This window comes from Streptomyces sp. (genome assembly GCF_031181555.1).
GTDB classification, from domain to species: Bacteria; Actinomycetota; Actinomycetes; order Streptomycetales; family Streptomycetaceae; genus Streptomyces; species Streptomyces fimbriatus.
In genome coordinates this window covers 1-10,223 of the sequence record NZ_JAPSKQ010000196.1, presented here as the reverse complement: position 1 = coordinate 10,223, position 10,223 = coordinate 1, and the positions used below count along the sequence as shown (strand labels likewise).

Below are 10,223 nucleotides of genomic sequence, written 5' to 3'. Positions count from 1 at the left end.
GTTGCTGCGGGCGACGGCCGGGGCTCGGGGGCGGCTCTGTGCCCGCCGTGTCGCGGGGTGAAGTCGTGCGCCTGTATTGCGTGCGTATTACGTAGAGTTACGTCCGGGAAAGAGGTTCGGCGGGCCTCGTCGCTTTCCCGCATTCCGCCCGTGCGAGGTAAAGATGATCTTGCAGGAGGCCCTCCTTTGTCCGGAAAGAGGGGTGTGCGGTGGAGGCGGCGGATTGGGGCGCGCGGAGCCGAAATATTCGTGTAATAGCCACCGAAAGGCGGGAATCCAGCGGGCCCGGCTTTGAATCCGAAGTTCCGGATTATTGATTCAAGGGCTGTGACCTGCGGTTCAAAGAAGTGGATCAAGGGTGCCCGGGTGGGGAGACGACACCGGACCGACCCGTCCGTCGAGCGGACGACGGAATGCGACGGCAGGGTGACAAGGCGTGGAGCCGCCCTCCGTCTGCAGGCAGTGGCCGTGCGGTGCGGGGCGGTCGCGCCCCGCACCGCCGCGCGGGCTCAGCCCGCGCCGTTGACGCGCTCCGCGTCCTTCGGGGTCACGTCGCGCAGCAGACAGGTCAGCCGCGCGGTGCACACCCGCCTGTCCGCCTCGTCGGTGATGACGATCTCGTACGTCGCCGTGGACCGCCCCCGGTGCACCGGCGTGGCCACCCCGGTGACCAGTCCGGAACGCACGCCGCGGTGGTGGGTGCAGTTGAGGTCGACGCCGACCGCGATCCTGGAGCTGCCGCCGTGCAGCATCGACCCCACCGAGCCCAGCGTCTCGGCCAGGACGGCGGAGGCGCCGCCGTGCAGCAGTCCGTAGGGCTGGGTGTTGCCCTCCACCGGCATCGTCCCGACGACCCGCTCGGCCGAGGCCTCCAGGATCTGCACGCCCATGCGCGTGCCCAGGTGGCCCGCGGAGAACAGTGCCTGCAGGTCCACGCCGAGCGCGGCGTACTCGTCGATGACCTCTTGCGGGAACTTCACGTGCTGCTGCTCTCCCATGGGGCCCGGGCTCCGTTCGTCGTCATCGTTGCGGCCGACCGCGCGGGACGCACCGCTTCCTGCCGCGATGCGCCGTACCGCGCCGTCGCTGAGCGAACGCTCAGTCGGCCGCAGATTGTTCCAGACGCACCACGACGGACTTGCTGGCCGGGGTGTTGCTGGTGTCCGCGGTGGCGTCGAGCGGCACCAGGACGTTGGTCTCCGGGTAGTACGCGGCGGCGCAGCCCCGGGCCGTCGGATAGTGCACGACGCGGAAGCCCGGCGCCCGGCGCTCCACACCGTCCCTCCACTCGCCGACCAGGTCGACGTACGCGCCGTCCACGAGCCCGAGCTCCCGCGCGTCCTCCGGGTTGACCAGCACCACCCTGCGGCCGTTCCTGATGCCCCGGTAGCGGTCGTCGAGGCCGTAGATCGTGGTGTTGTACTGGTCGTGCGAGCGCAGCGTCTGCAGCAGCAGCCGTCCCTCGGGCACCTCGGGGTATTCCACCGGCGCGGCGGTGAAGTTGGCCTTCCCCGTGGCCGTGGGGAAGCGGCGCTCGTCGCGCGGGGCGTGGGGGAGCGCGAAGCCCCCGGGACGGGCCACGCGCGCGTTGAAGTCCTCGAAGCCGGGGATCACGCGCGCGATGCGGTCGCGGATCGTGGCGTAGTCCTTCTCGAACTCCTCCCACGGCACCACGCTGTTCCCGCCGAGGACCCGGCGGGCCAGCCGGCACACGATGGCCGGCTCGGACAACAGATGCGGACTCGCCGGCTCCAGCCGGCCGCGCGAGGCGTGCACCATCCCCATGGAGTCCTCGACCGTCACGAACTGCTCACCGCCGTCCTGCACGTCGCGCTCGGTGCGGCCCAGGGTCGGCAGGATCAGGGCCCGCGCGCCCGTGACGGTGTGCGAGCGGTTCAGCTTGGTCGACACGTGCACCGTCAGCCGGGCCCGCCGCATCGCGGCCTCGGTGACCTCCGTGTCGGGGGAGGCGGAGACGAAGTTGCCGCCCATGGCGAAGAACACCTTCGCGTGGCCGTCGCGCAGGGCGCGGATGGCCCGTACGACGTCGTAGCCGTGCTCGCGCGGCGGGGCGAAGCCGAACTCCTTCTCCAGGGCGTCCAGGAAGGCCGGCGCGGGCCGCTCGAAGATGCCCATGGTGCGGTCGCCCTGCACGTTGGAGTGGCCGCGCACCGGGCACACGCCCGCCCCCGGGCGTCCGATGTTGCCGCGCAGCAGAAGGAAGTTGACGACCTCGCGGATCATGGGCACGGAGTGCTTGTGCTGGGTGAGGCCCATCGCCCAGCACACGATGGTGCGCTTCGAGTCGAGGACCATCCGCAGGCACCGCTCGATGTCCCCGCGCGTGAGACCGGTCGCGGTGAGCGTCTCGTCCCAGTCGGCGGCGCGCGCGGCCGCGGCGAACTCCTCGTAGCCGTGGGTGTGTTCGCGGACGAACTCCTCGTCGACCGCGCCCGGCGTGTCGAGGATCAGCTTGTTGAGGAGGCGGAAGAGGGCCTGGTCGCCGCCGATGCGGATCTGCAGGAACAGGTCCGTCAGCGCGGCGCCGGTGGTCAGGCCCTTGGGGGTCTGCGGGTTCTTGAAGCGCTCCAGGCCGGCCTCCGGCAGCGGGTTGACGCTGATGATGCGCGCGCCGCCGGCCTTGGCCTGCTCCAGGGCGGACAGCATGCGCGGATGGTTGGTGCCGGGGTTCTGCCCGGCGACGATGATCAGGTCGGCCCGGTGGAGGTCCTCGAGCAGGACGCTGCCCTTGCCGACGCCGATCGTCTCCGACAGGGCCGAGCCGGAGGACTCGTGGCACATGTTGGAGCAGTCGGGCAGGTTGTTGGTGCCGAGCTCGCGCGCGAACAGCTGGTAGAGGAAGGCCGCCTCGTTGCTGGTGCGCCCGGAGGTGTAGAAGACGGCCTCGTCGGGGGAGGAGAGGGCGCCGATCTCCTCGGCGACGATGTCGAAGGCGCGCTCCCAGGTGACCGGCTCGTAGTGGTCGCCGCCCTCCGGGAGGTACATGGGGTGGGTCAGGCGGCCCTGCTGGCCCAGCCAGTAGCCGCTGCGGCCGGCCAGGTCGGTGACGGAGTGCGCGGCGAAGAACTCGGGGGTGACCCGGCGCAGGGTGGCCTCCTCGGCCACGGCCTTCGCGCCGTTCTCGCAGAACTCCGCCCGGTGCCGGTGCTCCGGCTCCGGCCAGGCGCAGCCCGGGCAGTCGAAGCCGTCCTTCTGGTTGACGCTGAGCAGCGTCAGCGCCGTGCGCCTCACACCCATCTGCCGCTGCGCCACGCGCAGGGTGTGGCCGATCGCCGTCAGGCCCGCTGCCGCGTGCTTCGGCCCGGCGACCTGCGGCGCGTCCTGAACCGGATCACCCTTGGGCGGCTTCGTGGCCATCGCGCACTCCCCTTCGCGTACAGGTGTGATGTAGGTCTCCGATCCTCCCACGCGGTGCCGACGACGCTCGTGGCCGGGCGCTCCGGAGGCGGAAGCGAAGAGCGCGGGGCCGCATCGCCGGGCGGGCCGACAGGAGGGCCGGCGGTGGGCGCGGACGGACGGGCCACGAGGGCGTGCGGGCGGAACGGACGGGCCGGGGCGGACGCGACGGACAGGCGGGCCGGTCATGGGGGAACCGGGGGAGCGGCGGACCGGCGGAACGGCGGAACGGGGTCGGCGGGGGCGCGGGACCGGCAGCCCGGTGGCGCGGGGCCGCAGGCCGGAAGGCCGGTGGCGCGGGCTCGGCGGTGCGCGGGCTCGGGAGTCCGGGTGCGGGCCGGGCGGCGCCCGGCGGTGTGGTGGCACGGGCTCGGCGGTGCGAGGGCGGTGGGCGGACCGCGCGGCGGCGGTGCGGGGCGGGGCCGAGTGTCAGTGGGGCGTGGCAGGATCGGAGGCGTGGCAGAGACAGCATCGAAGAAGACCGACCAGACCTCCGGCGGGACCCGTCCGCGACTGATGCTCATGGACGGGCACTCGCTGGCCTACCGCGCGTTCTTCGCGCTGCCCGTGGAGAACTTCACCACCGCGACGGGCCAGCCCACGAACGCCGTCTACGGCTTCGCGTCGATGCTGGCCAACACGCTGCGCGACGAGGCGCCCACGCACTTCGCGGTCGCCTTCGACGTCTCCCGCAAGACCTGGCGGTCCGAGGAGTTCACCGAGTACAAGGCGAACCGCTCCAAGACCCCGGACGAGTTCAAGGGCCAGGTCGAGCTGATCGGCGAGCTGCTCGACGCGATGCACGCCCAGCGCTTCGCCGTCGAGGGGTACGAGGCGGACGACATCATCGCCACGCTCGCCACCCAGGCCGAGGCCGAGGGCTTCGAGGTGCTGATCGTCACGGGCGACCGGGACTCCTTCCAGCTGGTCTCCGAGCACACCACGGTGCTGTACCCGACCAAGGGCGTCTCCGAGCTGACCCGGTTCACCCCGGAGAAGGTGTTCGAGAAGTACGGGCTGACGCCCGCCCAGTACCCCGACTTCGCGGCGCTGCGCGGCGACCCGTCCGACAACCTGCCGGGCATCCCCGGCGTCGGTGAGAAGACGGCCGCGAAGTGGATCAACCAGTTCGGTTCCTTCGCCCAGCTCGTCGAGCGCGTCGACGAGGTCAAGGGCAAGGCCGGGCAGAACCTGCGCGACCACCTGGAAGCGGTCAAGCTCAACCGCCGGCTCACCGAGCTGGAGCGCGGGGTCGAGCTGCCCAAGGGCGTTCCCGACCTGGAGCGCACCGCCTACGACCGCAAGGCCGTGGCGATGATCCTGGACACCCTGGAGATCAGGAACCCGTCGCTGCGCGAGCGGCTCTTCGCCGTCGACCCCGGCGCCGGGGAGGCCGAGACCACCCCGGTCGTCGCGGACGGCGTGGAGCTGGACGGCACCGTCCTGGGCACGGGCGAGCTGACCGGCTGGCTCACCGAGCACGGCACCGGGCCCCTCGGTGTCGCCACCGTCGACACCTGGGCTCTGGGCACCGGCTCGGTCGCCGAGGTCGCGCTGGCCGCTGCCGACGGCCCGGCCGCCTGGTTCGACCCGGCCGAGCTGGACGAGGCCGACGAGCGGGCGTTCGCCGCCTGGCTCGCCGACGCGGACCGCCCCAAGGTGTTCCACAACGCCAAGGGCGCGATGCGGGTCTTCGCCGAGCACGGCTGGAGCGTCGAGGGCGTCACCATGGACACCGCCCTCGCCGCGTACCTGGTCAAGCCGGGCCGCCGCTCCTTCGACCTGGACGCGCTGTCCCTGGAGTACCTGCACCGCGAGCTGACGCCCGCCGCCGCGCCCGACGGGCAGCTCGCCTTCGGCGCGGACGACGGTGCCGAGGCCGAGGCGCTGATGGTGCAGGCACGCGCGATCCTCGACCTGGGGGAGGCCTTCGAGGGCCGCCTCGAGGAAGTGGGCGCGGCGGATCTGCTGCGGGACATGGAGCTGCCGACGTCGGCGCTGCTGGCCCGCATGGAGCGGCACGGCATCGCCGCCGACCGGGCCCACCTGGAAGCCATGGAGCAGATGTTCGCGGGCGCCGTGCAGCAGGCGGTGAAGGAGGCGCACGCGGCGGCGGGGCACGAGTTCAACCTGGGCTCGCCCAAGCAGCTCCAGGAGGTCCTCTTCGGCGAGCTGGCCCTGCCGAAGACGAAGAGGACGAAGACCGGCTACACCACGGACGCCGACGCGCTGGCCTGGCTCGCCACGCAGACCGACAACGAACTGCCGGTGATCATGCTCCGCCACCGTGAGCAGGCGAAGTTGCGCGTCACCGTCGAGGGCCTGATCAAGACGATCGCCGCGGACGGCCGCATCCACACCACGTTCAACCAGACGGTCGCCGCCACCGGCCGGCTGTCGTCCACCGACCCGAACCTGCAGAACATCCCCGTCCGCACGGACGAGGGCCGTGCGATCCGCCGCGGTTTCGTCGTCGGCGAGGGCTTCGAGTCCCTGCTGACCGCCGACTACAGCCAGATCGAACTGCGCGTGATGGCCCACCTCTCCGAGGACGCCGGCCTGATCGAGGCGTTCACCTCGGGTGAGGACCTGCACACCACGGCGGCCTCGCAGGTGTTCGGGGTCGAGCAGTCCGCGGTGGACGCGGAGATGCGCCGCAAGATCAAGGCGATGTCGTACGGCCTGGCGTACGGGCTGTCGGCCTTCGGCCTCTCCCAGCAGCTGAACATCGAGGCGGCCGAGGCGCGTGCGCTGATGGACGCCTACTTCGAGCGGTTCGGCGGGGTACGGGACTACCTGCGCCGGGTCGTGGACGAGGCGCGGGCGACCGGCTACACGGCGACGCTCTTCGGCCGCCGCCGCTACCTGCCCGACCTCGGCAGCGACAACCGCCAGCGCCGCGAGGCGGCCGAGCGCATGGCCCTGAACGCGCCGATCCAGGGCACGGCCGCGGACATCGTCAAGATCGCCATGCTGAAGGTGGACGGCGCGCTGCGGGAGGCGGGCCTGACGTCCCGGATGCTCCTGCAGGTCCACGACGAGATCGTCCTGGAGGTCGCCCCCGGCGAGCGCCCGGCCGTGGAGGAACTGGTCCGCCGCGAAATGGCGGACGCGGTCCGGCTCCGCGTCCCCCTGGGCGTCTCGGTGGGCGCGGGCCCGGACTGGGAGTCGGCCGCGCACTAGCCCTGCCGGAGGGCGGGGAGGACAGCGCACCGGCCCTCCCCGCCCGCCCCCGCCGCAACGGCGCCGCGACCGCAGTGGCACGGCCCGGTGTGCGCGGAGGCCGCGAGCCCGTCGGTTGCGGGCGGGCCGGCCGTGGCGGTGCTGCCGGCGGGTCACGGCTCACGGCCACCGGTGTCCGCCGCACCACTGCGGCGCTCACCGGACGGCGGACGGCGTCCGGGCCCGGCTCCCTCGTGCCGCATCGCCCCGCCTCCGCGGCCCTTCACCCGCGTGGCCCCCGCGAAGCGGCCCCTCGCCCGCCCGCCCGCCAGGATGCGGGGCATGGGTATACGCATGCTTCACCGCAGAGCGGCACCCCCGCGGGCCGACGCCGACGGACCCACCCTCGAGGCGTTTCCGCCGGTTCCGGTCTTCGCGGCCGCCGCAAGTACCGCCCGCATCCCCGCCACCCTCGCAGCCGCGCTGCGGCACGCCACGGCGGACCTCGGCCGCCGCATCGCCGGCGGCCGACGGCGCACCGGCCGCGCCTCCGCCGCCGCAGGGCCCGCACGCCCCGGCGTGCGGGCCGGGCTCCCCGGCGAGCCGCCGCCCTGGCGGCTGTGGGCCGAGCTGGCCCGCGGCTATCTCACGCTCGCCCTCACCCTGCTGCCCAGGCCCCGCCCGGTGCGCACGGTCACCGTGTTCGTCGCGGCCGGCGAAACCCTCAGCGTGCGGCCGTACGGTCCGGCCGCCGCGTACCGGCGGTTCCAGGGCCCCGCGTGGCCGGGACCGGACGCCACGCCCTGACGGCCACCGCGTACACCGGCAACGCGAGGACGAGCCCGGCGCCCGCCCCGAAGCACACCGTCGGGATCAGCTCCCAGGGCTTCGCGGCCGACCCCCAGAAGGCCCACCACCGCGAGGCCCGCTGCACCGCCCCCACCAGCGCGCAGCCGCCGAGCAGCGCGGCGGCCCACCACCGGTCCGCAACCGACAGCACCGGTACTCCCGCCGGCGCGGCGGCCCGGGCCGTTCGGCGCAGCGCCCGCACCACGAACGCGACGATCACGAGCGCGGCCACCGCCGAGCCGCCGTACTGCAGATACCAGTACAGGGGTGAGCCCGCCACCTCCTCGCCGAGCACGGGAAACACCCGCGTCCCCCACCGGTCCAGGTGGGTGAAGGCGTCCCACACGACGTGCGTCAGCGCACCGAGCACCGCCGAGGCGTACCAGCGCAGCACCAGGGACGGCCGCACGCGCGCGCGGGGCACCCCGCAGCGCAGCAGGACGGCCGCCCGCCCCTGCCGGGCCCGCGGCAGCAGCGCCACCAGCGGTTCGCGCACCAGCAGCCACAGCCCCACCAGCGCCCAGGCGATCAGCACGTCGACGGTGAACACGCCCGGGAAGGAATGCGTGACGTCCCCGAACTCCATCGCCCCGGGCAGGACACTCGCCGCGTAGTAGGTCATGTCGGGAGCGGAGGAACCCGCGACGAGCACGGCCGGAAGCAGCGGCCCCCGGCCGGTCCCGTCGGCGCGCACGGCGGGCAGCACCGCCGCCGCATGGCTCAGTGTGAACGGCAACTCGGCTCCTCGCGGCAGACGTTGACGGAGGCCGGCGGACCCCGGTGATCGGCGAGCCCCAGTATGCGGGACGCCCCGCACCGTCACCGGTCACGAACCAACATGGCCAACCGGTGAATATCGGGCATGAACGGGTGTCCGGGCAAAGGAAGTTGTCGTAGGGTCGCGAGGGGTGTCGTGCCCGGGCGCAGGGCGAACGGGCGCGGACGGAGGACAACAGAACAACGTTCACGCCCGCCGAGGGCAACCGGTGGGGCGGGTGGATCGTCACAACAGGGCGGATACGACAGACGTCGACGGACGCTCCGGCGTTCACAGGAGGGGTTCACTCTATGGCGGCGCAATTCGGCAGGCGGCTGCGCAAGGGAGCGGCAACCACCGCCGTGGCCGCGGCGGCGGTTGCGGCCCTGTCCGCGTCCCAGGCTCCGGGGGTGACGGCCGACGGCCAGGGCAGACAGACCGCCGCGGACGCCACGCCCGCGCCCGAGGAGACCGACGACATCGGCGCGACCGGCAACTCGCCGTACTACACGGACCTGCCGCCGCTCAACAGCCCCGACCCCTCCCCGTCCGCGAGCACCGGCCCGGGCGCGCCCGGCGGGAGCGAGGCCGGCATACCCGCGACCGTCCTCGACGCCTACAAGAAGGCGGAGGCCGCGCTGCGCGAGAAGAAGCCCGGCTGCAACCTGCCCTGGCAACTGCTCGCCGCCATCGGCAAGGTGGAGTCCGGTCAGGCCCGCGGCGGACGCGTCGACGCCGACGGCACCACGCTCTCCCCGATCATCGGCCCGCAGCTCGACGGCAACGGCTTCGCGCTCATCAGGGACACCGACGACGGCGCGTACGACGGCAACAGCAGCTACGACAACGCCGTCGGCCCCATGCAGTTCATTCCGTCCACCTGGGAATGGGCGGGCCGCGACGGCAACGGCGACGGCCGCAAGGACCCCAACAACATCTACGACGCCGCGCTCGCGGCCGGCCACTACCTGTGCCGCTTCGGCTGGGACCTGTCCGACCAGGCCGACCTCAACAAGGCGATCCTCAGCTACAACAACTCCACGGACTACCTGAACACCGTCCTGTCGTGGCTGGAGTACTACCGCAAGGGCACCCACGAGATCCCGGACGGCACCGGCACCCTGCCCGTCGACCGCAGCGACGACCACGACCGGGTGCGGCCGACCCCCCCGGCCCCCGGCACCTCCACGCCGGGATCCCGCCCCGGGCCCGGGAAGCCGGCCGGCGGCAGCCCGAGCCCCGAGCCGCCGGCCTCGCCCGGCGCTCCGAGCACGCCGCCCACCTCACCGAAGCCCACTCCACCGACGCCGCCGCCCACCTCGCCGGCGCCGCCCGGCACGCCGCAGACGCCCACCGACACGGTGGACCACCTGGAGGACGCCGGCACCGGGAAGCTCACCGCGATGGCGGGCGACGCGTTCACCCGGAGGATCAGCACCCGCGCCGAGACGGACGCCGGCAAGGCCGTGGCGAGGGTGCGGATCCGCTTCACCATCGTCGGCGACACCGACACCACCTTCACCGGCGGCGAGAGCGTGGCCACCGTCGTCACCAACAGTTCGGGCGTCGCCGTGGCGCCCGCCCTGCGGGCGGGCGAGAAGACGGGCGACGTCACCGTCCGCGCCACCGTCGCCGGCCGGACGGTGGCGGGCCTCGACTACCGGGCCACCGTCACCGAACGCGTCGCCGACACCCTCGTGCGCACCGGCGACGAGGCGCTCACCTGCACCCCGGGCGGCGAGTTCGCGGACCGGGTCGAGGTGAAGGCCACGCACAACGGCGCCGCCGCCGACAGGGTCGCGGCCACCGCCACGCTGATCACGTCGGCCGACGACCCGGCCGCGAACGACAAGGGCCCCTACTTCAAGGACGCCGACGGCAAGGCCGTCCGCACCCTCGACGGCCTGGAGACGGACGCGGACGGCCTGCTGAAGCTGCCGCGGCTGTACGCCGACGACACCACCGGCACGTTCCTGCTCCGCATCACCACCGCGGGCGGGGCCACCCTCACGGTCGAACTGACCGTGGCGGCGGCCGG

General features: G+C 73.3%; 6 protein-coding genes. 3 read left to right on the top strand and 3 right to left on the bottom strand.

Annotation, left to right across the window (positions count from 1 at the left end; genetic code table 11):
- Positions 1-509: 509 nt before the first annotated feature.
- On the bottom strand, positions 510-998 hold the full coding sequence (locus RIM90_RS27665; RefSeq protein ID WP_309063480.1) for a hotdog fold thioesterase: 489 nt from the start codon (positions 996-998) through the stop codon (positions 510-512).
- 100 nt (positions 999-1,098) lie between these two features.
- Positions 1,099-3,378 (bottom strand): FdhF/YdeP family oxidoreductase, encoded by a 2,280-nt coding sequence (locus RIM90_RS27660; RefSeq protein ID WP_309063479.1) that lies wholly within the window; start codon positions 3,376-3,378, stop codon positions 1,099-1,101.
- A gap of 495 nt (positions 3,379-3,873) precedes the next feature.
- Between RIM90_RS27660 and polA the strand changes: the two genes are divergently transcribed.
- Together polA and RIM90_RS27650 are read left to right on the top strand one after the other, a co-directional pair.
- Positions 3,874-6,600 (top strand): DNA polymerase I, encoded by a 2,727-nt coding sequence (gene polA / locus RIM90_RS27655; protein WP_309063478.1) that lies wholly within the window; start codon positions 3,874-3,876, stop codon positions 6,598-6,600.
- Between the two features lie 321 nt (positions 6,601-6,921).
- Positions 6,922-7,386 carry a hypothetical protein gene (locus tag RIM90_RS27650; protein WP_309063477.1) on the top strand — a complete coding sequence of 155 codons (465 nt, stop codon included), beginning with the start codon at positions 6,922-6,924 and terminating at the stop codon, positions 7,384-7,386.
- Here RIM90_RS27650 and RIM90_RS27645 read toward each other — a convergent pair.
- On the bottom strand, positions 7,304-8,164 hold the full coding sequence (locus RIM90_RS27645) for a DUF4184 family protein (RefSeq protein ID WP_309063476.1): 861 nt from the start codon (positions 8,162-8,164) through the stop codon (positions 7,304-7,306). The genes RIM90_RS27650 and RIM90_RS27645 overlap by 83 nt on opposite strands.
- A gap of 332 nt (positions 8,165-8,496) precedes the next feature.
- Between RIM90_RS27645 and RIM90_RS27640 the strand changes: the two genes are divergently transcribed.
- Positions 8,497-10,223 (top strand): lytic murein transglycosylase (locus tag RIM90_RS27640; protein ID WP_309063475.1); only part of this gene is annotated, 1,727 nt, incomplete at its 3' end.

What these genes read in the sequence shown, in the direction of transcription:
- RIM90_RS27665 (WP_309063480.1), bottom strand. Translation starts at nt 998, where the DNA reads ATGGGAGAGCAGCAGCACGTGAAGTTCCCGCAAGAGGTCATCGACGAG.
- RIM90_RS27660 (WP_309063479.1), bottom strand. Translation starts at nt 3,378, where the DNA reads ATGGCCACGAAGCCGCCCAAGGGTGATCCGGTTCAGGACGCGCCGCAG.
- RIM90_RS27650 (WP_309063477.1), top strand. Translation starts at nt 6,922, where the DNA reads ATGGGTATACGCATGCTTCACCGCAGAGCGGCACCCCCGCGGGCCGAC.